The following is a 25,163-nucleotide window of genomic DNA, read 5'->3' as shown; positions in this document are numbered from 1 at the left end:
AATCGATCACGTGGCGCGGATTATTCCCGCGCCACGACCGGCATGCGCTCATATTTCGCCTGCACCGACGGCGACACCGGCGACATGTTCAGCGATGCACCGCGTTTGTCAGCGCCGCGGCCAGTGACCATCAGCCCATCGGCACCGGCGACGATATCGCCTTTGCGCAGTGTTGGATCGTTCTCGAGCTTCACCGGTGCCAAACCGATCTGGTCCTTACCGTTGCAGGTGCACCCGGCCACCAGTTCGGTGCGATACTTGAATGCATTCGGCAGCTCGGAATAGGGCTTGCCGCTCTCGGTCGCCGCCGTGTCGATACTGCTGCCATAAACAACCTTGGTATCGCTCGCCGGACAGAAATTATTGCACGACGCCGCGCGGCTCTGACTGTCGGTCGCTGATATCGGGAAGTAACGCCCATCGCACGTGCGCACGCAAAAAGCCTGACGCCCGCCGCTTGCTGCGCGAGGGCGCTGCTCCTGCACCGGCGGACCTTCATTGACGAAAGGGAGCGAGATATCCGGGCCACGACCACGCGCCATCCCGCCGAACAATGCCGAGAAGAAATCCTGTGCCTGCGCTGGGGCGGCACCGAGCATGACAATCGCCGTAACCGCGCCGAGAGCCATCCGTTGTCCTGGAAATCGGGTCATGGGGCCTCCAACGCGGCATCAAAGCAGAATGATCGACTCTCAGTAGAGCGACGACGCGGAAAGGTTCATCGCCTGACGGCCCGGAGCCTGCTGCACGCCGGCAGGGCGAACCGAGATCGATGTGACGCTGCGCGGTGCCGGAGCCGTGCGCGCCTCATAGTGTGGGGCAACGGACTTCGGCAGCACCACAACCCTGGTCCCAACGCTGACGCGACTGAAAAGGTCCTGCACATCTTCATTGGTCAGGCGGATACAACCCGACGACACGAACTTGCCGATGGTTGACGGATCATTGGTGCCATGGATGCGATAAGCGCTGGAGCCGAGATACATCGCGCGGGCACCGAGCGGGTTGCCGGGGCCGCCAGCCATGAAGCGCGGCAGATAGGGCTGGCGCGCAATCATTTCCTGCGGCGGATGCCAATCCGGCCATTCCGCCTTGCGCGTGACAGTCTGCGTTCCGGACCAGGTGAATCCTTCGCGGCCAACACCGACGCCGTAGCGAATCGCGCGGTTGTTGCCGAGCACATAATAAAGCTGGGTATTGCCGGTATCGATGATCACTGTGCCCGGCGCTTCGCGGGTCATATAGCCGACTTCAGCGCGGCGCAGGCGCTCGGGGAGAGCGGCATCCATATTTTCCCGCACCCGCGGTGCAGCCATCACGTCGTCGTCCGGTGGAAACGCGCTTTGCGCAGCCGGTGCATAGTTCATCACCTGCGCCGATGCGCTGGAGATGAACGGCGGAGCAACGATCAGAGTGGCTGCAACAACGAGCGCGCTTGTGAGACGCAGCGACAGCTTGCGGTTTCCAGATGATGCCTGTGACATGTGACTGCCCCGTTTGGCGACGCGTCATCGTCGTGATGACCGCAACCAACTGCGCCGAAGCCTCACGGTTCCCTCCCCGCGGGCGTTCACCGAATGATTTGTCAACCAAGGAACCATCACGAAATCGCGACGGAACTTTTGCGGTATGCTCGTGTTGTAAAGCCCGATCGCATGTCAGCGATCTGACGCGCGAACGCGGTCTGCGCGACCAAATGGCGGCATGTCGGGACAGCTCATGAGTGAAGTCCGCGCTCTCCCCGAAAAGCCTGCAGGCACGCCGGTGCCCGAGAGCAAGATCGAGCAGCCGCCGGTGTTCCGTCGTGCCGAAGTGGTTGCTTTCACGCTGGTATCGATGCTGGTGATCACCGTGATTACGGTGCTCTATGTCGCCAAGGCATTCTTCCTGCCAATCGTGACAGCCTTCATCATTGGCACCATGTTGTCGCCCGCAGCGAGCTTTCTCGAAAAGCGCCGCATTCCGCGATCCGTCTCGGCAGTCCTGATCGTTATCTTGGTCTGCGCCGGGCTCGCCTTCATCGTGGGGCTTATTTCGTCCCCGCTGATGGAATGGACGACGCGGCTCCCCGAACTAGGTTCGCTGCTCAAGAACAAGCTGCATGTCTTCGACCGACCGCTGGCGCTCTGGCACCAGATACAGAGCATGTTCAGCAGCGCCGAAACGCTTGCGACAACAAAGTTCGAATTGCCCAAGATCGACTGGGTGCAGCCAACCGTCGAATTCCTGTCGCCAACCTTCACCGAATTCCTGCTGTTCTTCGCCACGCTGGTGCTGTTCATCGCAAGCTGGAAAGACCTGCGCCGCGCGCTGGTGATGAACTTCGCCGATCACGAATGGCGGCTGCGGACGCTGCGCATTCTCAATGCCATAGAGACCAGTCTTGGCGAATATCTGCTGATGGTCACCATGATCAATTTCGGAGTCGGCATTGCCACCGGCGTGATCTGCGCGGCCACCGGCATGCCCAACCCGGCCGGCCTCGGCGCGCTGGCAGCCACGCTCAACTTCTTCCCGATCATCGGCCCCGTCGCCATGTTCGTCATCCTGGTCGCAGTCGGCATCATTTCGTCGGAGACGATCGCCGCAGGCATGATCGCGCCGCTGCTGTTCGTCGGCCTCACCTTCATGGAAGGCCACTTCATCACGCCCACGATCATCGGACGCAAATTGCAACTCAACGCGCTGGCGGTGTTCATCGGGCTGGCGTTCTGGACCTGGCTCTGGGGCCCGATGGGCGGCTTCCTGGCGGCGCCGATCCTGATCGTCGGGCTGATCCTGAAAGAGCATTTGATGCCGATCAATTCGCCGCAGTTGCCGCCGGATTAATCCAGCTCTACTGATGGAACCTACGGTCTAACCGGGCGTTTCTGCATTGGATTTTCAGTATCAGGGGAGCTTCGCATGGCGGATATCGATGGCCTGGATGAACTCAAGAAACTGACCGACAAAGCAACCTATAGCCGCCTTCAGAAGGATCTCACCGCCGTGAAAAACGATGTTGCAGCCCTGACCGACCAGATCACCGACGCGCTTAATGCCTTTACCGGCCAAGCTACTAAACAAGCCCGCCGCGGCGTCAAGCAAGCCCGTGCGGACGCCGAAGACATGATGTCCGACATGCGGGAGCGCGGCAGCGCGGCCTACGATGCTGCGCATGACGCAGCCTATTCACTGGAGGAAACGCTGGAAGACAGCATCACCCAGCGCCCATTGGCTGCAGTCGGCCTGGCGCTCGGCTTAGGCGTGCTGATCGGGATGGCTTGGCGCCGCTGAGCACATGCGCAGAATTGAGATGTGATGACTGGCGGTGCCTAATGGTGCCGTCAGTTTTCTTTGTATTTTAGAGTTCGGGTTCGGGGGCTTTCATGCTGAAGAGTATCATCGACGACCTGAAGAACAGCACGGGCAACAGCCTGCGCATGACTTCACTCATGGCACTGGCTGGTGTTGCCGGCTTTATGGCACTGTGTTTCCTGTGTGCGGCGGCTTTCATCACGGTGATGCAGCGCTACGGCGTCGTTGAGGCCTGCCTCACCATCGCCGGCATCTTTTTGGTCATCGCGGCGATCTTCGCACAGATCTATGCGACCAAGCAGAAGCAGGCCCGCGAGCGCGCAGCAGCCGCGGCGCGCGCAGCGGCCAGAGCTGCTGCGAATGCGCCGCTGATCGATCCGATGCTGGTGGCGACCGGCATTCAGATCGCGCGCACGCTCGGCCTCAAGAAGGTTATTCCGCTGCTAGCGCTGGTCGGCGTCGCACTTGGCTATATGGCCAATCGCAGCAGCACTGCGGCAGATGATGATACGAATGAAACCGGCGACCCCGATGAGGTCGCCGACGATTGATTTAAATTGTCAGCGTGAAGATCAGGTCACGCAACGACCCGGCTGCAGCATCTTTGCCATCTCGCTGAGCACACTCACAGGCGGTTCGCAACCCACCGCCGCACGCTGCGGTTTGGCATTCATGGGAAGAGGCCGGATATTGACGGCTTCATTTTTGGTTGGAGCCACCACGGGCGCGACGCCCATCCGCAGAAGGACCGACGTATCCGACAGTCCCTGAACGCGGAACGAGAGAGTCTGGCTCTGCTCATTCTGTGTGGTAATTAGTGATGCCCGGTCGCCCTTGGGAGCCCGGTTGACGCCGCTGGACGCAGTCGTGTCTGAATCCGTCAACGTGCCCCGCAGATCATTGCCGGAAGCATACTGGATGGCGCCGAACATGGTCGCTCCGGCGACCATTCCCAAGACCAAGCTGGATACCTTTGACATGTGAGCCTCGCCTGCCCTGCGCCGCGTCGTTGCGTGGCGCTCATAGTAGGAACGTGCGTCAAGGCTCTAGGTTCAAGAACGGCGATCACTTAACCGTGTGTTAAATAATTTGACGCCCGCGGGAACGCTTTTCACCCTCGCGCGTCTTCCCGGGAGCCGGTCGTCCCCTGCCCCAATTGACCGGCGACGCGGGGTGGAGCTGTGGTGATGCCAGCTGCACCCCGCATTCTTTTGAGGGATAGGTAAGGCTATCTCACCCTTCGAAAGAATCGCGGGCAGAGGTATTTCCCTGCCCGCGACGCTCGGTTCATAGAGTTATCTGCTCGGCTTACTTCTTGCTCATCACCATTGGGCATGCACTCGCCGAGAGCGGCGAGAACGCGTCTTCGCCCTTCACCGTGGCGAGGATTCTGAACACGTCATAGCTATCGGTGACCTCGGAAGGCTTCTTGACCTCGGCAAGATACATGTCGTGGACCATCAGATTGTCCGGACGCAGCTTGCCGTTGCGTAGGAAGGCATCGTCAAAGGTACGCCCCTGCAGATCCTTGACCACGGCGGCAGGATCCTTGGTATTCGCGGCCTCCACCGACTTGATGTAGTTCAGCGTCGAGGAATAGACACCGGCCTGCATCATGCTCGGCGGCTTGCCCATCTTGGCAGCGTAGCGCTTGGAGAATGCACGCGTGCGGTCGTCCATGTTCCAGTAGAAGCCGGACGTCACCAGCAGGCCTTGCGCGCTCTTCAATCCGACGCTGCGGATGTCATTCACGTCGATCAAGAGCGCAATCATCTTCTGATCACCGCCCATCAAACCAAACTCTTCTGCCTGCTTGATGGCATTCTGCGTGTCGCTGCCGGCATTGGCGATGGCAATGACCTTGGCGCCCGACGACTTGGCCGTCAGAAGCTGCGAGGAGAAATCCGCCGTGTTGATCGGATGCGGCGCACGGCCAAGCGCCTTGCCGCCGCCCTTCACGGCAACTTCCGTCACGTCACGCTCGAGCGCCTGACCAAAGGCATAGTCCGCCACAACGAAGAACCATGTGTCCCCACCGCGCTGAAGCATCGCCTTGCCGGCGACATTGGCCAGCGCGTAAGTATTGTAGGTCCACTGAATGAAGTTCGGCGAACAGAACTTGCCACTGAGATCCGCCGAACCGCCCGCCGACGTGATAAACATCTTGTTGCGGTCCTTGGCGAAGGTCTGCACGGCGATGCAAACAGACGACACCGGCACGTCGAGAATGACGTCGACGCCTTCCTGATCATACCACTGGCGCGCAATATTGCCCCCGACATCGGGCTTGTTGAGATGGTCGGCCTGGATCAGCTCTATCGCCTTGCCAAGCACCTTGCCGCCGCATTCCTCGATCGCGAGCTGCGCTGCCGCTACCGAGCCCTGCCCGCCATTGTCAGCGAACAGACCCGTCATGTCGGACAGCACACCAAACTTCAGTGGAGTATCCGCAGCGGCACGAACGATCGCCGGAGAAAAAACTGCAGCGCTGACGCCGGTTGCACCGAGGCCAGCTAGGAATGTACGTCGCTTCATCAATAGTCCTCCCGTTTTTAGTTTTTTGGTATGAAAGTATCGTCGTCCTGTTGTGACGAAGATCATGGTGAGCCGGATGACGCTCCTTTGGCCGGCAGCTCGAATTCAAGCAGCGCAGAGCTGAATGATTTCCCGTGCGTATCCAGCGCGAGCGATCGCACAACACCGCCACCGAGCGCGCCCGTCAGCACGAAGTTCAGCGCGCCGAGCGCCGGCAATTCATAGCGCGTGACGGTGCCGGTGATGGTGTCGCCGAAATGGTCCGCGACGCGATCGGCGGTCACATGCTCGGCCAGAAACGCGAATTCCCCCATATCGAAAGCGATGACAGAAATATTGGACGTGTCGCCCTTGTCGCCGCTGCGTGAATGCGCGATCTCACGGAGTTTCATGGTCAGACCTCCATGAATGTGACTGATGACGTCACGACAGTTTCGGGCAGCAAAGCCGAAGCGACGCCGACGATTTCGCGTGCCGATTTCCAGGCCCCGCCGCCGCCGGCGGGTCCATTGGTGTAGAGCGTTTCGACCTCGTTGCCGATCTTCACGGCCTCTGCGAGCGAGTCGGTACGCCCGGCGACGCGGATGCGGACTTCATAGGGATCACGGCCTTCGGCCAGGGCGTCACCATGCAGCGCATTGACGCCGATCAGGTCGAACCGGCTCTCCGTCATCTTCACGCCGGTGAGCGTGAGGCGTTCGCGCACAATCTCAAGCGCCAGACGCCCCCGCGCCACGGCATTGGCACCAGCATAGGAGATCTCGCCCTCACCGATATAGCTGTCGAGATAGCCGACAGACGTCTTCAGCAAGCCCGTCTTCGGCGCTCCGCTTCCACCTGTGACATGGATGCGATCCGGTCCGACCTCCTCGACACGCACCTGCGAAAAATCGGCAACCACATCCGGCTGGTAATAGCGGGTCGGATCATGAATTTCGTAGAGCAACTGCTCCGCCACCGTCGCACGCGTGATCTGCCCGCCGGACCCCGCGACCTTGGTGACGACGAGATCGCCGTCTTCGCGCACCTCGCCGATCGGGAAACCAAGCCGCGCGAGACCCTGCACGTCCTTGACGCCGGGATCGGCGAAATAGCCGCCGGTGATCTGGCCGGCGCATTCGAGGAGATGGCCGACCATGGTGCCCTTGCCGAGCAAATCCCAGTCCTCCATCGCCCAGCCGAATTCATGCACCAGCGGCCCGAGAAACAGCGCCGGATCGGCCGCCCGCCCTGTAATGACGACATCCGCACCGCCGGCCAGCGCCTCGGCGATGGGGGCTGCGCCTGTGTAGGCATTAGCTGAGATCACGCGGTTACCGAGAGCTTTGACGGAACCGCCTTCGTCCAGCGCAACGTCGGAATTTCGCGCCTGGTCCAGCACATCGTCGCCAGTCACTGCCGCGACTTTCAATCCGGTCAGACCAAGCGCCTTGGCGATGTCACACGTCGCCTGCGCCGCCGCGACGGGATTCGCCGCGCCCATATTGGTGACGATCTTGACGCCATTCTTTCGACAGATCGGGAGCACCGCCTTCATGCGGTCGGCGAGCAGCGGATCGAAGCCGCCCTGCGGATCCTTCAAGCGGTCCTGTTGGGCCAGCGCGATGGTGCGTTCGGCAAGGCACTCGAAGACGAGATAATCGAGGTTGCCGCTTTCGGCGAGTTCGATTGCCGGTTCGATCCGGTCACCCGAATAGCCGGCACCAGATCCGATCCTGATGGTGCGCACGAGCAGTTCTCCCTGGATCAAACTTGCCTGCAGTCACATCGCGAATAACGCGATCGCCGCATGCCCATCTCCCGATCGCTTTTTGACGGACACGCCACAGGCCCGAGCAGGCGATCACGCGCATGTCGCTTTGGGCGCATTGAAGCCAGAAGCTTCCCTCTATTCAATTGAATTAATTCTATCCCATTGATAGAAATCATCTATGGATGTGAATCTCCGGCAGATCCGGTCTTTCGTCGTCGTTGCCCAAGCCGGCAGCTTCACCCGCGCCGCGGAGTTGCTGCATCTGGCGCAGCCGACGCTGACGGTTCAGATCAGGCGCCTCGAAGAAACCCTCGAGGTGAAACTGTTCGATCGCAACACCCGCTCCGTCGAACTGACGCGGGTCGGCCGCGAACTGCTGCCGGTGTTTCAGCGCATGATCCGCGATCTCGATGCCGTCGTCGTGGATACTCGCGATATCGCGGCCAAGCGCCGGGGCGTCGTCCGGATCGCGGCGCTTCCCTCGGTCGCCGCGGGTGCCCTGCCCGAGGCCATCAAGTCGTTTCGCGAGTTGCAGCCCGGCGCATCTTTCGTCCTGAAGGACGTGATCGCCAACCGCGTCCTTGACCTCGTCCGCTCAGAAGAGGTCGATCTCGGCATCATGGGCGGCAGCGTCACCGGTCACGACGTGGACGTGCTGCTCGAAGTGCGCGACCGCATGCATGTGGTGTTTCCGGCGAAGCACCCGATCGGCGGCATCCGCAAGGTCACCATCGAGGATCTGATGAAATATCCGCTGGTGCTGATGGATCCCGCGACCAGCGTCCGCGCGGTCGTCGACAGCGCCTTCCTGATCGCGGGACACATCGCGCAGCCGACCTGCGAAGCGACCTATATGATGACGGCTATCGCCATGGTCCGCGCCGGCCTGGGCATCACCATCCTGCCCGGCTCCGCTCGCGAGATCGGCGCGGAGCCGGACCTCCGCTCGCGGCAGATCGACGTCGCGGATTTCTCGCGGGCCATCACCATCATCAAGAAAGCCGGCCGCACGCTGCCGCCGATCAGTGAAGCCTTTGGCGATCACCTCGCCAAATCAATCGGCGCGCAGCCGTTATTCGCGCGCCGCTGATACCCGCGATTACTTCATCGCGTCATAGACTGCGAAGCTGTAGGCACCTTCCGGCTTCTTGGTAATCACGGGATCCGAACCGCCAGACATCAGCGTCGCAACGGTGCGATCATAGTCCTTGACGTCGAGCTTGCCATTGGCATCGCCGAGCAACTTGCTGACCTCGGTCATCATGCGCTTCTGGTCTTTGGCAGTCTTGGCGCCCGTGGAGTCGCCAGCCAGGATGATCTTCACGGCTTCGTCGGGATTGGCCTTGGCATAGTCCCAGCCCTTCATCGACGCCTTCACAAATTTCGCCATCTTGGCGACGAAGGCGGGATCCTTGAGGTTCTTGTCGAGCACCCAGAGACCATCCTCCAGCGTGGCGACGCCCTCGTCCTCATATTTGAACACGGTGAGCTGGCTCGGCTTGTAGCCGCCGTCGATCACCTGCCAATATTCGTTATAGGCCATGGTCGACACGCAATCGGCCTGCTTCTGCAGCAGCGGATCGACATTGAAGCCCTGCTTGATGATCTTGACGCCCGCCGGCGAGCCATCGGTCTTGTAGCCCAGCTTCGACATCCAGGAGAGGAACGGATATTCGTTGCCGCCATACCAGACGCCGGTGACCTTGCCCTTCAGATCGGTCGGCTTCTTGATGCCGGTCTCGGCGCGGCAGGTGAGTTCGAGTCCGGACTTCTTGAAGGTCTGCGAGATATTGACCAGCGGCACGCCCTTCTCGCGCGAAGCCAGCGCCGAGGGCATCCAGTCCACCACCACATCGGCACCGCCGCCGGCGATCACCTGCGGCGGGGCGACGTCGGGACCGCCCGGCTTGATGGTCACGTCAAGCCCGGCCTCCTTGTAGAAGCCCTTCTCCTTGGCGACGAAGTAGCCAGCGAACTGGGCCTGCGCGACCCACTTCAACTGGACGGTGACCTTGTCCGCTGCCTGCGCAGAGCCGAGCGACAGGGTCATCGCCGCGCCAAGTGCCATGATCTTCTTCATGCCCAACTCCGGAATTGGCGAACCTGCCGATTTAGGCTCGCATGGATGGATGCCAAAACGTGGTCGCGCGCTCGGCCAGCGCAACAAGTCCATAAAACGCCATACCCGCGATCGCGGCGAGCGCGATCTCCGCCCACACCATATCGAGCGCCATGCGCCCGGCTTCCGTCGAAATACGAAAGCCGATGCCTTGCGTCGGCGTGCCGAAGAATTCCGCGACGATCGCCCCGATCAGGGCAAGTGTGGCATTGATCTTCAGTGCATTGAAGATGAAAGGTAGAGCAGCGGGAAGATACAACTTGATCAGAGTCTGGGCATAGCTCGCGCCGTAGGAGCGCATCAGGTCACGTTCGATGTCGCCGGCCGCTTGCAGGCCGGCCAGCGCATTTACCAGCATCGGGAAAAATGTCACCAGCGCCACCACGGCGGCCTTCGACGGCCAGTCGAAGCCGAACCACATCACCATGATGGGCGCGACGCCAACCAGCGGCAGTGCCGAGAAGAAGTTACCCAAGGGTAGCAGCCCGCGGCCGAGAAATTCGAAGCGATGTGCGAGGATCGCGACCAGCAATCCTGCGGAGCAGCCGATGGCGTAGCCGATCAGCACGCCGCGGATGAAGGTCTGCACGAAATCCGCGCCCAGTATCGGCAGTGATGCCATGAACTTCGCAGCAGCTGCGCTCGGCGACGGCAGCAGCACCGGCGGCACGCCCGCCCCGCGCACCACAACTTCCCAGAGATAGAACACGGCCGCACCGAACAGCAGCGGAATGGCGAGATCGATGACCTTGCGAAAGGCGCTGTTGCGCGGCTTCAACCCGGCCAGCGCGACGACGCAGATCCAAGATGCCAGCCAGACGCCGATCACGACCATCCAGAAGCCTGATGCCGCATCGCCGGCGATCAAGGGATCGCGGAGCAGCATCAGTGTCATATCCGCAGTGATGCCTGCCCCGACAAGCCCGATCACTATGGCAGGCAGGCCACGGAAGCCGGCAGCGAAAGCGAACACAAGCACGATGACGCCGGTCAGCAGAAACGTCAGCGGGCGCGCCATCAGCGCGGCGACAGGCACACCCGAGAGCGGCAATGGCAGCATCAGCGTGATCAGCACGCACACCGCCGACATGATGAAGCCCAGGCGGATCTGGCGACGATTCATGCCCGCGCCCCCATCCGCTGCGCCACCTTGCGTTCGGCATAGCTGACGATGGCGATCAAACCAGAAGCCAAAACGGCTGCGGCAAACAGCGCCGACCAGATCTGGATGGTCTGGCCGTAGTACGAGCCGGCCAGCAAGCGCGCGCCGATGCCGGCCTCGGCACCGGTCGGCAGTTCAGCGACGATGGCGCCGATCAGCGAGATGGTGATGGCGACCTTGAGGCTGGCAAAGAGATAGGGCACCGCCGAGGGCCAGCGCAGTTTCGACAGCACCTGCCTAGATGTCGCCGACCATGTCCGCATCAGATCCATCTGCATCGGATCGGGCGAGGTGAAGCCCTTCACCATGCCGATGGTGATGGGGAAGAAGCTCAGATAGGCCGAGATGATCGATTTCGGCAGCAGGCCCTGCAGGCCGATGGCACCGAGCACCACAATGAAGATCGGCGCCAGCGCCAATATGGGCACCATCTGCGAGCAGATGATCCACGGCATCAGGCTGCGCTCCAGCACGCGGCTGTGCACGATGGCGAGCGCCAGCACGATGCCGAGCAGCGCGCCCAGCGCGAAGCCGAGCAGCGTCGCCGACAGCGTCACCATGGAATGATAGACGAGGCTACGCGGCGCCGTCGGCGCATAGCCGAACACGCCGTCGATGAAAGCACCTACCACCTGATGTGGCGCCGGCAGCAGCGGCCGTTCCGCGCTCATGGTGCCTTCCAGCAATTCCATCGTCGTGTAAGGCGCTTCCTCGCGCTCGAAGCCGCCGCGCACAAGCGACAGGTTCATCAGCACGGCGCCGATGTACCAGACGACGATCAGCACCGCGACAATGGTCACCACCGGCGCGCTACCCTTGACCAGCGGATGCGTGCGCCATGCCGCACGCGCGACCGGCATCGTATCCACCGTGCTACTCGTCATAGGAATGTCCGGCGCGCAGCCCGGTGCGCACGCGCTGCGCGATCGCCATGAATTCCGGCGTCTCGCGAATTTCCAGCGTGCGGTCGCGCCGGAAATTGCAGTCGATGATATCAGTGATACGGCCCGGCCGCGGCGACATCACCACGATCTTGGTGGAAAGAAACACCGCTTCGGGAATCGAATGCGTCACGAACAACACGGTCTTGCGGGTCTTGGCCCAGAGCTGCAGGAGCTGTTCGTTGAGATGATCGCGCACGATCTCATCCAGTGCTCCGAACGGCTCGTCCATCAGCAGCAATTCGGGATCGAACGACAGCGCCCGTGCGATGGAAACCCGCTGCTGCATGCCGCCGGAGAGCTGCCAGGGAAATTTCCGCTCGAAGCCGGTGAGATTGACGAGGTCGAGGTAGCGCGCGGCGCGCTGCTTTTGTTCGGTCGGCGAAAAGCCCATCAGCTCCAGCGGCAGCTTGAGATTGGCCTCGATGCTGCGCCAGGGAAACAGCGCCGGCGCCTGAAATACATAACCGTAATTGCGCCCGAGCCGCGCCTGCTCCGCGCTCATGCCATTGACAGTGACGCTCCCAGAGCTTGGCTGCTGCAGATCCGCGATCACACGCAGCAGCGTGGTCTTGCCGCAGCCGGAGGGACCGATGAAGGAGACGAACTCCCCGCCACTGATTTGCAGATCGACATTGGATAGCGCTTCGACCTTGCCGTCGGCCGTATCGAAAGTGAGCGACACCTTGCTGACATCGACCGCAACGGGGCGTGTCACTGTGGATTGATAGATATGAGGTTCAGCGTCGGCAGTTGAGTTCATGCGCACCGGTTCGACCAGAAGGGTCACGCAGCCCCGCCAGCCCGTCAAAGCCTATGAGCCCTGCGGGACGTGGCAATTTGCCGCTTATCGAGGGATGATATCGGCATTGATCGCTGCATCAACACAATACTGTCAGCCCCCTCCTTCTGCCCGCTGATAGTTTGCGCAAGCGAAGAGGACTTATTGAGCAGGTATCATCCGGCGCGCTCTGGATGGCTTCTGGCCAAACGAAAGCGGCCGGGCACATGGCCTAGCCGCTTCGATGTCAATCAATACCAGCGAGATCAGGACGCCCGAAGTTAGGGCGCCTTGAAATCAGGATGCCTTGGCTGTCTTGTTCTTTGAGTTGCGCTGGAAGAACAGCGCCTGGCTGGCGACGGCCGAGACCATCGCGGGCTGGAACGGCTTCGAGATCAGGAAGGCCGGCTCCGGACGTTCGCCAGTCAGGAAACGCTCCGGATAGGCGGTGATGAAGACTACCGGCACTTCGAAGATACGCAGCAACTCGTTCACCGCATCGAGACCCGAGCTGCCATCGGCGAGCTGGATATCGGCGAGGATCAGGCCGGGCTTCTTGTTCTTTGCGAGCGCAACCGCATCTGCATGAGTGCGTGCAACGCCGATGACGTTATGACCGAGATTCTTCACGAGGCTTTCGAGATCCATCGCGATGAAGGTCTCGTCCTCGATGATGAGAACGTCGGTGGCGATCTCAGCGGCCATTTCTCGGCCGGCCGTATCGGCCAGTGTACGCACTTCCGCCACATCAGCATCGAGTACGAAGGCGACTTCCTCTTCCGAGAAGCCTTCGAGCGACAGCAACAGGAAGGCCTGTCGTGGCAGCGGGGTGATGTTGGAAATGCGCTTCTCGGACGCGGCCTGCAGCGGCGCGACGTCCGGATTGTCGTTCAAGGCGACAGAGTTCCAAATCTGGGTGAACAGGCGAAACAAGCCGGCACGGGCTCCGTGTTGCTCGTCGAGCAACGACTGGTCCTGCAGCAACGCTTCCAGCATGGCGCCTACATAGGCATCGCCTGAGGCCTGGTTACCTGTGAGGGCGCGGGCATAGCGCCGCAACAGCGGCAAGTGTTCAGCTACGAGCTGTGATCGGGACATCCCCACTCCATCCTGTCTGGTCAAAGACGACTCTACGTCAAAGTCGAAGGGGTATTCGGATACAATCCGGCTCCCTCGTTGTGCTTGTTTACGCCCCAGCCAGACAAAAGTTCCATCGGGTCGGAACTTTCGGCCACGCTCCGCATTAGATCGCCGACAGACGCCGCAAAGGCTTCAAAAATCAAGAAAATTTCTCAAATTCCAGGGACATGTCTTCTGGGGAATGTGGAACGGGTCATGAAAGATGTGAAGCCAAAGGGCGGATTAAACGCCGAAATCCAGTCACGGATCGGGCATCAGTTGCGCGCTATGTACGACGATGTCGTGCGACAGGGCGTGCCGGACCGATTTGCGGAGCTGATCCGCAAGCTGGACGGGGCTGAGGCTCAAGCCCAGATCGTTGGCGATCCCGGCAAAAATGAAGGAGGGGAATAATGCCTCTCACAGACTCACTCCGCGACGACATTCTGGCGTCGGTGCCTAGCCTGCGCGCCTTCGCGATCTCGCTCTCCGGCAACGGTGACAGGGCCGATGACCTCGTTCAGGAAACGCTGTTGCGCGCTCTCGCCAATATCGACTCCTTCCAGGTCGGCTCGAATCTCCCTGCGTGGTTGTTCACCATTCTGCGCAACCTGTTCCGGTCCGACTATCGCAAGCGGCGACGGGAAGTTGAGGATGCGGACGGTAGCTATGCCAAGACTCTGAAGACCCAGCCGGCACAAAACGCCCATCTGGAATTTGAGGAGTTTCGCGCGGCGCTTGAGAAGCTTCCGCAGGATCAGCGCGAAGCGCTTATTCTCGTCGGCGCATCGGGCTTCTCCTATGAGGACGCGGCCACGATCTGCGGCTGCGCCGTCGGCACCATCAAGAGCCGCGTCAACCGCGCGCGTTCGAAGCTCAGCGCTCTTCTCTACGTGGATGGCGCGGAAGACTTCGGCCCGGACGATACCGTCCGCGCAGTGATCGGCGGATCGGGCGGTTAGTTCGATCCGCAATTGAGGCAAGACAAGCGGTCACTTCGGTGGCCGCTTTTTTTTGTGCGAGTTGGTATGAGTGTATCAGCAGCGCAACGACTTCTTCCGCAATCGGGGCGAAGGAACCGCCACCATCTTTCCGCCACACAGAAAGTGCCCCTCGCGCTCACATCGCCGGGGATTTTTGTTGATGCACATGCCATTAACGCCTCGCGACTGCTGTACGAGGACCAACCCGGGATGCCTGCCTTTCGACCACGAACAATCTCGCTTGCCGCCGCACTGAGCATCGCCTGCGCCGGCCATGCCCTCGCGCAGAAGCGATACGATCCCGGCGCATCCGACACCGAGATCAAGATCGGCAACATCATGCCCTATAGCGGGCCGGCTTCGGCCTATGGCATCGCGGGCATCATCGAGGCCGCTTATTTCCGGATGATCAACGATCAGGGCGGCATCAACGGCCGCAAGATCAATTTCATCAGCTATGACGATGCCTACAATCCGGCCAAGGCCGTCGAGCAGGCCCGCAAGCTGGTGGAATCGGACGAGGTGCTCGTGGTGTTTAACCCACTCGGCACACCGTCCAATGCGGCGATCCAAAAATATCTCAACATCAAGAAAGTGCCGCAACTGTTCGTCGCCGCCGGCGCAACCTATTTCGGCAATCACAAGGCTTTCCCGTGGACGATGGCGTGGCAGCCGCCCTATGAGAGCGAGGGCCGCATCTATGCGAAATATCTGCTGAACGAAAAGCCCGACGCGAAGATCGCGGTGCTCTATCAGAACGACGACCTCGGCAAGGACGTGCTGAAGGGCCTGAAAGATGGTCTCGGCGACAAAGCTGGGGGCATGTTGATCGCCGCCGAAAGCTATGAGGTCACCGAGCCGACCATCGATAGCCACATCATCAATCTGAAAGCCTCTGGCGCCGATACCTTCATCAGCGTCACGACACCGAAGTCGGCGGTCCAGAGTATCCGCAAGGTCTCCGAACTCGGCTGGAAGCCGCTCTACATCCAGGGCTATGCCAGCGCATCGATCAGCTCCGTGCTGAAGCCGGCCGGACAGGACATCGCCCAAGGCATCCTGTCGGCTTATTACGCCAAGGACGGCTCCGACCCGCAATGGGACAATGACCCCGGCATGCAACGTTTCTACGCCTTCCTCGCAAAATACGCGCCGGACGCCCGCCGCAACGACATCTCCGTGGTCTATGGCTACGGCGCAGCTCAGACCATGGTTCAGGTGCTGAAGCAGGCAGGCGACGATCTCACCCGCGCCAATGTGATGAAGCAGGCCGCCACCCTGAAGGACTTCGCGCCGGACACGATGCTGCCGGGTGTCAAGCTCAACACGTCCGCGACTGATTTCTACCCGATCGAACAGTTGCAGATGATGCGCTTCAAGGGCGACAAATGGGAGTTATTTGGCCCTGTGATCTCGGGCGAGATCAGCCGCTGAATTATACCGGGGGACGGCATATCCGTTGCCCAATAAAGCAGCCCTTCGCGGTGTCATCGCGAGGGGCTTTTTGTTGCCGCATACACGCGAACGGTGTTCAATCCGGCTGGAGCCGCAAAGGCCGCAAAACAAGACGAATAAAAATCAGGGAGTTCTGAAATGCCTTCGATCCGATCGCGCGCACTGGCTTTATCGGTTGCCGCGGCCCTCAGCGTCGCGGCCAGCGGCAGCGCGCTGGCCCAGAAGAAATACGACACCGGCGCCACTGACACCGAAATCACGATCGGCAACATTATGCCGTATAGCGGCCCTGCCTCGTCCTACGGACTGATCGGCAAGACTGAAACCGCCTATTTCAAAATGGTCAACGACCAGGGCGGTATCAACGGCCGCAAGATCAATTTCATAACCTACGATGACGCCTATTCGCCGCCGAAGGCGGTCGAGCAGGCCCGCAAGCTGGTCGAAAGCGACGAGGCACTGTTCATCTTCAATTCGCTCGGCACGCCGTCGAATACCGCGTTCCAGAAATACATGAATGCCAAGAAGGTGCCGCAACTCTTCGTCGCTACCGGCGCCAGCAAGTGGAACGATCCGAAGCATTTCCCGTGGACGATGGGCTGGCAGCCGAGCTACGCGGTCGAAGCACAAATCTACGCAAAATATCTGATGAAGGAGAAGCCGGACGCCAAGATCGCGGTGATCTATCAGAACGACGATTTCGGCAAGGACTACCAGAAGGCGTTCAAGGAAGCGCTGGGTGCCAAGGCTGCCACGATGCTGGTCGCGGAAGAGAGCTATGAGATTTCCGAGCCGACCATCGATTCCCACATCGTGAAAGTGAAGTCGCTCAATCCCGATGTCGTCGTCCATTTCGTGACGCCGAAATTCGCAGCCCAGGGCATCAAGAAGATCGGTGAACTCGGCTGGAAGCCGCTACAGCTCGTGACCAATGTCAGCGTTTCCGTCGGAGCAGTGATGCAGCCCGCCGGCTTCGACAATGCGCAGGGCGTGCTGTCGGCCGACTACCGCAAGGACGGCGCCGACTCCCAGTGGAAGGACGACCCGGGCATGAAGAAATGGTCGGCTTTCATCGACAAATACATGCCGGGCGCCGACCGCACCGACAACAGCCTCGTCTACGGTTATGGCGCCGCGCAGACGCTGGTGAAGGTGCTGGAGATGTGCGGCGACAACCTGTCCCGCGAGAATGTCATGAAGCAGGCGGCAAGCCTGAAGGACTTCGCGCCAGACACGCTGCTGCCGGGCATCACCATCTCCACCTCGGCCACCGACTATGCGCCGATCGCGCAGTTGCGGATGATGCGCTTCAAGGGCGACAAGTGGGAGCTGTTCGGCGAGGTGATCAATGCCGACACGACTGCGCCGGACTAGTACCGCAGCACTTTGCACTGCACCACCAAAACAATGGAGCCCCTGCGATTTGGTCGCAGGGGCTTATTCTTGTGACCGGCGCATCAGGGGTATTCAATGCGAACAGGAGTCGCAGAACTCCAACAAAGACTTGGGAAGAAATGATCAAGGAGATCCATGATGCTCGCACGATCCATGCGCCTTGCAGCACTGCCTGCTGCTATGGCGCTTCTGGCCGCCAGTGTGTCCAGCGCGCTCGCGCAGAAGAAATACGACACCGGCGCCACCGATATTGAAATCAAGATCGGCAACATCATTCCTTACAGCGGCCCCGCATCTGCCTATGGAACGATCGGCAAAACCGAGACCGCCTATTTCAATATGATCAACGCACAGGGCGGCATCAACGGACGCAAGATCAATTTCATCAGTTACGACGACGCCTATTCGCCGCCGAAAGCCGTGGAGCAGGTGCGAAGGCTGGTCGAATCCGACGAGGTGCTGGTGGTGTTCAATCCACTGGGTACGCCCTCGAACACCGCGATCCAGAAATATCTGAACGGCAAGAAAGTGCCGCAGCTTTTCGTTGCCACCGGCGCCACCAAGTGGAACGATCCGAAGAACTTCCCGTGGACGATCGGCTGGCAGCCCTCCTATCAGAGCGAAGCGCAGATCTATGCGAAGTATCTTCTGAAGGAGAAGCCGAACGCGAAAATCGGCGTGCTTTACCAGAACGACGATTTCGGCAAGGACTATCTGAAGGGCTTCAAGGACGGCCTCGGCGACAAGGCAGCATCGATGATCGCCATCGAGGACAGCTACGAGATCGCCGAGCCGACCATTGACACTCATGTAGTGAAGCTGAAAGCTGCGAACCCCGACGTGCTAATGATCTTCACGACGCCAAAATTCGCGGCACAGACTATCAAGAAGACCGCCGAGCTTGGCTGGAAGCCGTTGCAGATCCTCGCCAATGTCAGCGTCTCCGTGGGAGCCGTGATGCAACCCGCCGGCTTCGACAATGCGCAGGGCGTGCTGTCGGCCTCCTACACCAAGGACGGTACCGACTCGCAGTGGAAGGACGATCCCGGCATGAAGAAGTGGAATGCGTTCCTCGACAAATACATGCCGGACGCCAACAAGGCGGATTCGAGCACGGTCTATGGCTATGGTGCTGCGCAGACGCTGGTCAAGGTGCTGCAGATGTGCGGCGACGACCTGACTCGGGCGAATGTCATGAAACAGACCGCCAGCCTGAAGGACTTTACCCCCGACACGCTGCTGCCGGGCATCACCATCAATACCTCGCCCACCGATTTCGCGCCTATCTCGCAATTGCAGATGCAGCGCTTCAAGGGCGACAAGTGGGAGCGCTTCGGCGAGATCTTCAGCGCCGACGCCGTCACGCAATAGCTCGGCTGCGGCAGCAGTTCTGCTGCATCAGCGAACACGAATTATACCGCCCCCGCGACATCGTCGCGGGGGCTTTTTCTTGCTGCGAAATGCAGGCGGGTGTTGAATGCTCTCAGGAGCCGCAGAGCTCCTTGTCAAGAAACGTGACACATCACAATTGATCAGGGAGATCAGAAATGCCCGTAATTCGTCTGCGCCTAGCCGCGTTTTCAGCCGCCTATTTGGTTGGCTGGGCTTTGCTCGCCGCGTCCGCCACCGGGGCGCTCGCCCAGAAAAAATATGACACCGGCGCCTCAGATACCGAAATCAAGATCGGCAACATCATGCCCTATAGCGGACCCGCCTCCGCCTATGGCGCGATCGGCAAGACCGAGGAAGCCTACTTCAAGAAGATCAATGCTGCTGGCGGCGTCAACGGCCGCAAGATCAACTTCATCAGTTATGACGATGCCTATTCGCCGCCAAAAACCGTCGAGCAGGCGCGCAAGCTGGTGGAATCGGACGAAGTTCTGCTGGTGTTCAACTCGCTCGGCACACCGCCGAACTCGGCGATCCAGAAATACATGAACAGCAAGAAGGTGCCGCAACTGTTCGTGGCCACCGGCGCCACGAAGTGGAACGACCCGAAGGACTTCCCCTGGACCATGGGCTGGCAGCCCAACTACCAGAGCGAGACGCAGATCTATGCGAAATATCTTCTGAAGGAAAAGCCCGGCGCGAAGATTGCCGTCCTTTACCAGAACGATGACTATGGCAAGGACTATCTCAAAGGTCTGAAGGACGGCCTTGGCGCAAAGGCCGCCTCGATGATCGTAGTGGAGGAGAGCTACGAGACCTCCGAGCCGACCATCGACAATCACATCGTCAAGCTGAAGTCGTTGAACGCCGACGTATTCGTCAACATCACGACGCCGAAATTTGCGGCGCAGGCTATCAAGAAGGCCGCCGAGATCGGCTGGAAGCCGATGCACTTCCTCAACAACGTGTCCAACTCGATCGGCAGCGTGATGAAGCCGGCCGGCTTCGAAAACTCGCAGGACATTATTTCCGCAGCGTATCTGAAGGACGTCGCGGACACCCAGTGGAACAACGACCCCGGCATGAAGGAATTTCTCGCCTTCCTCGACAAAGATTTTCCGGAAGGCAACAAGCTCGATGGATTGATCGTCACCGGTTACGGGGTCGCCCAGACGCTGGTTGAGGTTCTCAAGAAGTGCGGTGACAACCTGACCCGCGAAAACGTCATGAAGCAGGCGGCCAGCCTGAAGGACTTCCGAACCGAGGTGCTGCTGCCCGGCATCAAGATCAACACATCTGCGACCGACTTTGCGCCGATCAGCCAGCTTCAGCTGATGCGTTTCAAAGGCGATAAATGGGAGCTGTTCGGCGAGGTCATTAGCGCTGATGTAGGCGGCTGATCGCCCTCATTCCACATAACGGAAAATACGTGAGGCCCGCGTCAAAAACGGCGCGGGCCTTATTGCGTTTTTGGTCGCTTTCCATTTGAGCCATTGTGCAATCGCGGTATGACTATCTCGCAGGCGCAAAAGAGCCTGCAGAACAAGAAAATCTCGCCTTGCAAGCAAGGGAAGGAACTCAAATGTCTGCCACGTCCGCGCGGCTGTTGTCGCTCTCGGCCGCCACCGTGTTGCTCGTCGTTTCCTCGACCCACGTCCTCGCCCAAAAGAAATACGACACCGGCGCCAGCGACACCGAAATCAAGCTCGGCAATATCGTGCCCTACAGCGGCCCCGCTTCGGCCTATGGCGCGGTGGGCAAGGCGCAGGCAGGCTATTTCAAGATGATCAACGATCAGGGCGGCATCAACGGCCGCAAGATCAACTACGTCAGCTATGACGATGCCTATTCGCCGCCGAAGGCTGTCGAGCAGACCCGCAAGCTCGTCGAGTCCGACGAAGTGCTCTTGATGTTCTCGGCGCTCGGCACGCCGTCCAATACGGCGATCCAGAAATATCTCAACGCCAAGAGGGTGCCGCAGCTGTTCCTCGCCACCGGCGCTACCAAATGGGCCGACCCGAAGAACTTCCCCTGGACCATGGGCTGGCTGCCCAGCTACCAGAGCGAAGGCCGCATCTACGCCAAGTACCTGCTGAAGGAAAAGGCCGGCGCCAAGATCGGCGTGCTCTATCAGAATGACGACTTCGGAAAGGACTACCTGAAGGGCGTCAAAGACGGCCTTGGCGACAAGGCCTCGTCCATCGTCATCGAGGAGAGCTATGAGCTCACCGAGCCGACCGTGGATTCCCACATCGTCAAGATGAAGTCGCTCAATCCCGATGTGGTCATTATCTTCGCCACGCCGAAATTCGCCGCGCAGACGATCAAGAAAATCGCTGAACTAGGCTGGAAGCCGACCATGATCGTGCCGGGCGTCAGCGTCTCGATCGGTCAGGTGCTGCGTCCGGCGGGCTTCGAGAATGCACAGGGCCTGCTCTCCGCGCATTACTCCAAGGACGCCACCGACCCGCAGTGGAAGGACGATCCGGGCATCAAGGCCTATCGTGAGTTCCTCGCCAAATACGTCCCGGACGGCAACCCGTCGGATTCGTCGCTGATGTCCGGCTACAATATCGCCGAGACCATGGCGATCCTGCTCAAGCAGTGCGGTGACGACCTCACCCGCGCCAATGTGATGAAGCAGGCGGCGAACCTCAAGGATGTCCAGCAGTCGACGCTGCTGCCTGGCGTCAAGGTCAACACCTCGCCCACCGACTTCTCGCCCATCGAGCAGATGCAGCTGATGCGGTTCGAGGGCGAGAACTGGAAACTGTTCGGCGATGTGCTGACCGGTGAACTCGGCGAAAGCGGCAAGGGCGGTTAGCTCTTACTTCCCCTCTCCCCCAGCGCAGCGAAGCTGCGCGCCGCGGGAGAGGATGCCTGAGCGAGGCGAAGGCGGGAGAGGGCTCCTTGCTTCTTAAGCGAAGCCCCCTCTCCCGTCTCGAACCGCTCCGCGGTTCGATCCACCCTCTCCCACCAGTCGCGGCTGCGCCGCGTCCGGGGGCGAGGGGAAGCGCTTGCCGTCCCTGCCGTAGAGCGGCATAACCCCGGACATGACCGATAAACGCCCCCTGCTCCGCGCAATTTTCAATGCCGCAGTTGCCGCGGCCCACCCCGATGTCATCCTCAGCGCCCATCTGCCGGCGCCGCCGAAAGGCCGCATCATCTGCCTCGCCGCCGGCAAGGGCGCCGCCGCCATGGCTGCCGCCGCGGAAAAGCACTATCTCGACACGCTGAAGCTCGATCCCGCGCGCCTCACCGGCATCGCCACCACGCGCCATGGCCATGGCGTGCCGACACGGCGCATCCGTGTGGTCGAGGCCGGCCATCCCGTACCCGATGAAGCGGGCCTCAAGGGTGCCGACGACAGCCTCAAGCTCGCAGCGGAAGCCACTGCCGACGACCTCCTGCTGGTCTTGATCTCCGGCGGCGGCTCCGCCAACTGGACCGCGCCGGTGGCGGACATCACCTTCCAGCAGAAACAGCAACTCAACCGCGCGCTACTTCGCTCCGGTGCGGTAATCGGCGAGATCAACACCGTGCGCAAGCATCTCTCCCGCATCAAGGGCGGCCGCCTTGCCCGCGCTGGGCAGAAGGCCGAGATCGTGTCGCTGGCGATTTCCGACGTGCCGCATGACGATCCCGCCGTGATCGCATCGGGACCGACGGTGCCGGATACAACAACGCTGGCCGATGCCCGTGCCATCATCGCGAAATTCAATCTCGCCATCGATGACGCGGTACGGGCGGCGCTCAGCGATGAGGCCAATGAAAGCGTGAAGCCGAACGACGTCGCATTCGCACGTGCGCGTTTTGAGCTGATCGCGCGTCCGCGCGAGTCACTCGATGCCGCGATCAAGGTGGCCAGTGATGCCGGCTATGAGATCATCGATCTCGGCGCCGATCTCGAAGGCGAAGCGCGCGAGGTTGCCGCCGAGCATGCGAAGCTGGCGCTTAAGGCCAAGGCCGACGGCAAGAAGCTCGCGATCCTCTCCGGCGGCGAACTCACGGTGACCGTCACGGGCAACGGCCGCGGCGGCCCGAACCAGGAATACGCGCTGGCGCTGGTCGATGCTTTCAAGGATACCACCGGCATCGTCGCGCTCGCCGGTGACACCGACGGCGCCGATGGCGGCGCCGGCAGCGCCAGCGATCCCGCCGGCGCGGTCATCGATGCACGTACGTTCGAGGCCATGCGCGCGCAGAAGCTCGATGCGAAGGCAACGCTGGCGAATAACGACGCAACGACGTTCTTCACCGCGACAGGCGATCTGCTGCAGACCGGGCCGACGCTGACCAATGTCAATGATGTCAGGGTAATTTTAGTGGACTAACCACACACTGTCATTCCGGGGGCGGGCGAGCGCCAGCTCGCGTGAACCTCAGCCACTCCGCTTGGAGAGGCGGGGAATCCCGATATGAGTGTCACATGTCGAGGTTCCGGGCTCGGTCCCGTCGCCTGCGGCGCCGGTCCCGCCCCGGAATGACGGGTGTTTGGCTAAAAGTCCCGAGCAATCTTCGCCATCATGCCCAGCAGCGCCTTGTGCTCGGCCGGCCCCAGCACCTCGATCAGCCGCGCTTCATGCCGCGTCGCCACCAGCTTCTTGGCACGGGCCAACGTGGCACGCCCCTTGTCGGTGAGCATCAGCACGTGGGAGCGGCGATCGCTCGGCGAGCGCATCCGCGTCAGCAAGTCGCGGCTCTCCAGAGCGTCAAGCAGCGAAACGAAATTCGGACGGAGAATGCCGAGCGTATTGGCGATTTCGGTCTGGTTGCGGCCCGGGTTCTTGTCCAGCAGCAGCAGCACCGAGAACTGCGCCGGCGTCAGCTGCAGCGGCGCCATGCAGCGTAAGAAGTCTTCAAACACCTTCAACTGCGCACGTTTCAGCGAATAGCCTAGCAGTTCGGACAGTTCGCCGAGCTGCAACGCACCGCCCTCCTCGTCGAACCCGACGGGCGCGACCTGCTTGGCTTGATCCTGAGACGTCATCTTTGAAACAGTCATCGCTCGCTTTCCGCGATACCCGGCGGCTTGAATGAAACACCCGGTCGACGTGCGACAGGCCTTGAGATTATGTTCAATAATCGTTATGAAGTATATCAAATAGACGGCGGGTTTCAACCGCCATTGTTGATCGTCCCGCGCCTGTGGTATCCGGCGCGCCAGACAGTGTGGGGGAGCGCGCGGCTTTGAATACGACGATTTTGCTGTTCCTTTTGCAGGACGGCATCACCAATGGCGCGATCTATGCGCTGCTCGGGCTGGCCCTGGTGCTGGTCTTTGCGGTTACACGCATCATCCTGATCCCCCAGGGCGAATTCATCACCTTTGGTGCGCTGACCTATGCCAGCCTCTCGGCTGGCCAGATGCCGGGCACCATTAAGCTCGCCGTCGCCATGGGCATCGTCGCCTTTGCCTTCGATCTCTTCACCTTCCGCAAGGCGCTCCATACCAAGCGCGTGCTGCGCTCGATTGCGGTCAATATCGTGTTCCCGCTGGCGATCTGGGGCGTGATGTGGGCGCTGGGTGGACGGCCGGGGAATATCGCCCTCAACATCGCGCTGTCGCTGCTGATCGTCGCCGCCATCGGCCTTTATCTCTATCGCATCGCGTTCCAGCCGATCGCCCACACATCGGTTCTGGTACTGCTGATCGCCTCGGTGGGCTGCCACCTCGCGCTGCAGGGTTTTGGCCTCGTCTTCTTCGGCGCCGAAGGCCAGCGCGGCCCTGCGATCTCGTCTGACGCCATCACCATCGGCGCGCTGCGCTTCACCGGCCAGAGCATCGCCGTCTATGGCATCACCATCGCTCTGATCGTCGGGTTGTGGCTGTTCTTCGGCTACACGCTTTATGGCAAAGCGCTGCGCGCCACGGCGGTAAACCGCCTCGGTGCTCGCCTCGCCGGCATCCGCACCTCACTGTCGGGTCAGATCGCATTCCTGCTGGCCTCGGTCATCGGCGCCATCTCGGGCATCCTGATCGTCCCGATCACCACGCTCTATTACGACACCGGCTTCCTGATCGGCCTGAAGGGCTTCGTCGCCGCGATCATCGGCGGCCTCGTCAGCTATCCGCTCACCGCCGCGGCCGCGATCCTGGTCGGCTGCGTCGAGGCATTCTCGTCCTTCTATGCGAGCAACTACAAAGAGGTCATCGTCTTCACGCTGATCCTTCCGGTTCTGGTGCTGCGCTCGCTCGCCGCACCTGAAGTCGAAGAAGAGAAGGATTAAGCG

25 protein-coding genes are annotated in these 25,163 nt (G+C 60.8%); 13 read left to right on the top strand and 12 right to left on the bottom strand.

What is annotated here, in order from left to right; translation table 11 throughout:
• Positions 1-20: 20 nt before the first annotated feature.
• Positions 21-653 (bottom strand): DUF2865 domain-containing protein, encoded by a 633-nt coding sequence (locus tag AB7951_RS05415; RefSeq protein ID WP_120291749.1) that lies wholly within the window; start codon positions 651-653, stop codon positions 21-23.
• A gap of 39 nt (positions 654-692) precedes the next feature.
• Entirely contained in the window at positions 693-1,484 is a 792-nt protein-coding gene (locus AB7951_RS05410; protein ID WP_120291751.1) for a L,D-transpeptidase, read from the bottom strand.
• A gap of 235 nt (positions 1,485-1,719) precedes the next feature.
• Between AB7951_RS05410 and AB7951_RS05405 the strand changes: the two genes are divergently transcribed.
• The 3 genes from AB7951_RS05405 (at position 1,720) to AB7951_RS05395 (ending at position 3,848) form a co-directional block, all read left to right on the top strand.
• Positions 1,720-2,829: an AI-2E family transporter gene (locus tag AB7951_RS05405; RefSeq protein ID WP_120291925.1), complete on the top strand. Its 1,110-nt coding sequence runs from the start codon at positions 1,720-1,722 to the stop codon at positions 2,827-2,829.
• A 75-nt stretch (positions 2,830-2,904) separates the two neighbouring features.
• The gene (locus AB7951_RS05400) at positions 2,905-3,276 is read left to right on the top strand and encodes a DUF883 family protein (protein WP_120291753.1); all 372 of its coding nucleotides are present in this window, start codon (positions 2,905-2,907) and stop codon (positions 3,274-3,276) included.
• Between the two features lie 92 nt (positions 3,277-3,368).
• The gene (locus tag AB7951_RS05395; RefSeq protein WP_120291755.1) at positions 3,369-3,848 is read left to right on the top strand and encodes a phage holin family protein; all 480 of its coding nucleotides are present in this window, start codon (positions 3,369-3,371) and stop codon (positions 3,846-3,848) included.
• 21 nt (positions 3,849-3,869) lie between these two features.
• Here the strand turns inward: AB7951_RS05395 and AB7951_RS05390 are convergent, their stop codons facing one another.
• From AB7951_RS05390 to AB7951_RS05375, 4 genes are all read right to left on the bottom strand, one after another.
• Entirely contained in the window at positions 3,870-4,229 is a 360-nt protein-coding gene (locus AB7951_RS05390) for a hypothetical protein (RefSeq protein ID WP_147421711.1), read from the bottom strand.
• 376 nt (positions 4,230-4,605) lie between these two features.
• The gene (locus AB7951_RS05385; protein ID WP_089265434.1) at positions 4,606-5,832 is read right to left on the bottom strand and encodes an ABC transporter substrate-binding protein; all 1,227 of its coding nucleotides are present in this window, start codon (positions 5,830-5,832) and stop codon (positions 4,606-4,608) included.
• 62 nt (positions 5,833-5,894) lie between these two features.
• Positions 5,895-6,224 (bottom strand): AtuA-related protein, encoded by a 330-nt coding sequence (locus AB7951_RS05380; RefSeq protein WP_120291761.1) that lies wholly within the window; start codon positions 6,222-6,224, stop codon positions 5,895-5,897.
• Positions 6,225-6,226: 2 nt separating this feature from the next.
• The gene (locus AB7951_RS05375) at positions 6,227-7,561 is read right to left on the bottom strand and encodes an acyclic terpene utilization AtuA family protein (RefSeq protein WP_120291927.1); all 1,335 of its coding nucleotides are present in this window, start codon (positions 7,559-7,561) and stop codon (positions 6,227-6,229) included.
• Positions 7,562-7,763: 202 nt separating this feature from the next.
• Here AB7951_RS05375 and AB7951_RS05370 point away from each other — a divergent pair, with 202 nt between their 5' ends.
• The gene (locus AB7951_RS05370) at positions 7,764-8,675 is read left to right on the top strand and encodes a LysR family transcriptional regulator (protein WP_120291763.1); all 912 of its coding nucleotides are present in this window, start codon (positions 7,764-7,766) and stop codon (positions 8,673-8,675) included.
• A 9-nt stretch (positions 8,676-8,684) separates the two neighbouring features.
• Here AB7951_RS05370 and AB7951_RS05365 read toward each other — a convergent pair whose 3' ends face one another.
• From AB7951_RS05365 to AB7951_RS05345, 5 genes are all read right to left on the bottom strand, one after another.
• Complete coding sequence (locus AB7951_RS05365; RefSeq protein WP_120291765.1) at positions 8,685-9,665, bottom strand: ABC transporter substrate-binding protein; 981 nt, start codon at positions 9,663-9,665, stop codon at positions 8,685-8,687.
• Positions 9,666-9,696: 31 nt separating this feature from the next.
• Entirely contained in the window at positions 9,697-10,827 is a 1,131-nt protein-coding gene (locus AB7951_RS05360) for an ABC transporter permease (protein WP_439062746.1), read from the bottom strand.
• Complete coding sequence (locus AB7951_RS05355) at positions 10,824-11,726, bottom strand: ABC transporter permease (protein ID WP_439062751.1); 903 nt, start codon at positions 11,724-11,726, stop codon at positions 10,824-10,826. Before AB7951_RS05355 ends, AB7951_RS05360 begins: the two co-directional genes overlap by 4 nt.
• Before the next feature lie 13 nt (positions 11,727-11,739).
• Complete coding sequence (locus AB7951_RS05350; RefSeq protein ID WP_120291931.1) at positions 11,740-12,570, bottom strand: ABC transporter ATP-binding protein; 831 nt, start codon at positions 12,568-12,570, stop codon at positions 11,740-11,742.
• Between the two features lie 315 nt (positions 12,571-12,885).
• The gene (locus AB7951_RS05345; RefSeq protein WP_068735059.1) at positions 12,886-13,686 is read right to left on the bottom strand and encodes a response regulator; all 801 of its coding nucleotides are present in this window, start codon (positions 13,684-13,686) and stop codon (positions 12,886-12,888) included.
• 237 nt (positions 13,687-13,923) lie between these two features.
• Between AB7951_RS05345 and AB7951_RS05340 the strand changes: the two genes are divergently transcribed.
• The 8 genes from AB7951_RS05340 to AB7951_RS05305 all read left to right on the top strand — a co-directional run bounded on the left by AB7951_RS05340 (position 13,924) and on the right by AB7951_RS05305 (position 23,263).
• Positions 13,924-14,121, top strand: a complete 198-nt coding sequence (locus tag AB7951_RS05340) for a NepR family anti-sigma factor (protein ID WP_120291769.1) — start codon at positions 13,924-13,926, stop codon at positions 14,119-14,121.
• Positions 14,121-14,669 carry a sigma-70 family RNA polymerase sigma factor gene (locus tag AB7951_RS05335; RefSeq protein ID WP_068735058.1) on the top strand — a complete coding sequence of 183 codons (549 nt, stop codon included), beginning with the start codon at positions 14,121-14,123 and terminating at the stop codon, positions 14,667-14,669. The genes AB7951_RS05340 and AB7951_RS05335 overlap by 1 nt, the downstream gene beginning before the upstream one ends.
• A 231-nt stretch (positions 14,670-14,900) precedes the next feature.
• The gene (locus AB7951_RS05330; protein ID WP_120291771.1) at positions 14,901-16,124 is read left to right on the top strand and encodes an ABC transporter substrate-binding protein; all 1,224 of its coding nucleotides are present in this window, start codon (positions 14,901-14,903) and stop codon (positions 16,122-16,124) included.
• 159 nt (positions 16,125-16,283) lie between these two features.
• Entirely contained in the window at positions 16,284-17,519 is a 1,236-nt protein-coding gene (locus AB7951_RS05325; RefSeq protein WP_120291773.1) for an ABC transporter substrate-binding protein, read from the top strand.
• A gap of 156 nt (positions 17,520-17,675) precedes the next feature.
• On the top strand, positions 17,676-18,911 hold the full coding sequence (locus tag AB7951_RS05320; RefSeq protein WP_120291776.1) for an ABC transporter substrate-binding protein: 1,236 nt from the start codon (positions 17,676-17,678) through the stop codon (positions 18,909-18,911).
• 176 nt (positions 18,912-19,087) lie between these two features.
• Positions 19,088-20,329 carry an ABC transporter substrate-binding protein gene (locus tag AB7951_RS05315; protein ID WP_441255710.1) on the top strand — a complete coding sequence of 414 codons (1,242 nt, stop codon included), beginning with the start codon at positions 19,088-19,090 and terminating at the stop codon, positions 20,327-20,329.
• Between the two features lie 182 nt (positions 20,330-20,511).
• Complete coding sequence (locus tag AB7951_RS05310; protein ID WP_120291780.1) at positions 20,512-21,753, top strand: ABC transporter substrate-binding protein; 1,242 nt, start codon at positions 20,512-20,514, stop codon at positions 21,751-21,753.
• Between the two features lie 229 nt (positions 21,754-21,982).
• Positions 21,983-23,263, top strand: coding sequence for a glycerate kinase type-2 family protein (locus AB7951_RS05305; protein ID WP_120291782.1), 1,281 nt, complete (start codon positions 21,983-21,985; stop codon positions 23,261-23,263).
• A 164-nt stretch (positions 23,264-23,427) separates the two neighbouring features.
• Here AB7951_RS05305 and AB7951_RS05300 read toward each other — a convergent pair whose 3' ends face one another.
• Complete coding sequence (locus AB7951_RS05300; protein ID WP_120291784.1) at positions 23,428-23,934, bottom strand: MarR family winged helix-turn-helix transcriptional regulator; 507 nt, start codon at positions 23,932-23,934, stop codon at positions 23,428-23,430.
• 185 nt (positions 23,935-24,119) lie between these two features.
• Between AB7951_RS05300 and AB7951_RS05295 the strand changes: the two genes are divergently transcribed.
• Positions 24,120-25,160: a branched-chain amino acid ABC transporter permease gene (locus AB7951_RS05295; RefSeq protein WP_199712108.1), complete on the top strand. Its 1,041-nt coding sequence runs from the start codon at positions 24,120-24,122 to the stop codon at positions 25,158-25,160.
• Positions 25,161-25,163 lie beyond the last annotated feature (3 nt).

Origin of the sequence: Tardiphaga sp. 285_C5_N1_2, from assembly GCF_052076065.1 — a bacterium.
In the GTDB taxonomy this organism is placed as follows: Bacteria; Pseudomonadota; Alphaproteobacteria; order Rhizobiales; family Xanthobacteraceae; genus Tardiphaga; species Tardiphaga robiniae.
Note: the sequence above shows the minus strand (reverse complement) of the source record. Positions and strands in the feature narration are given on the sequence as shown.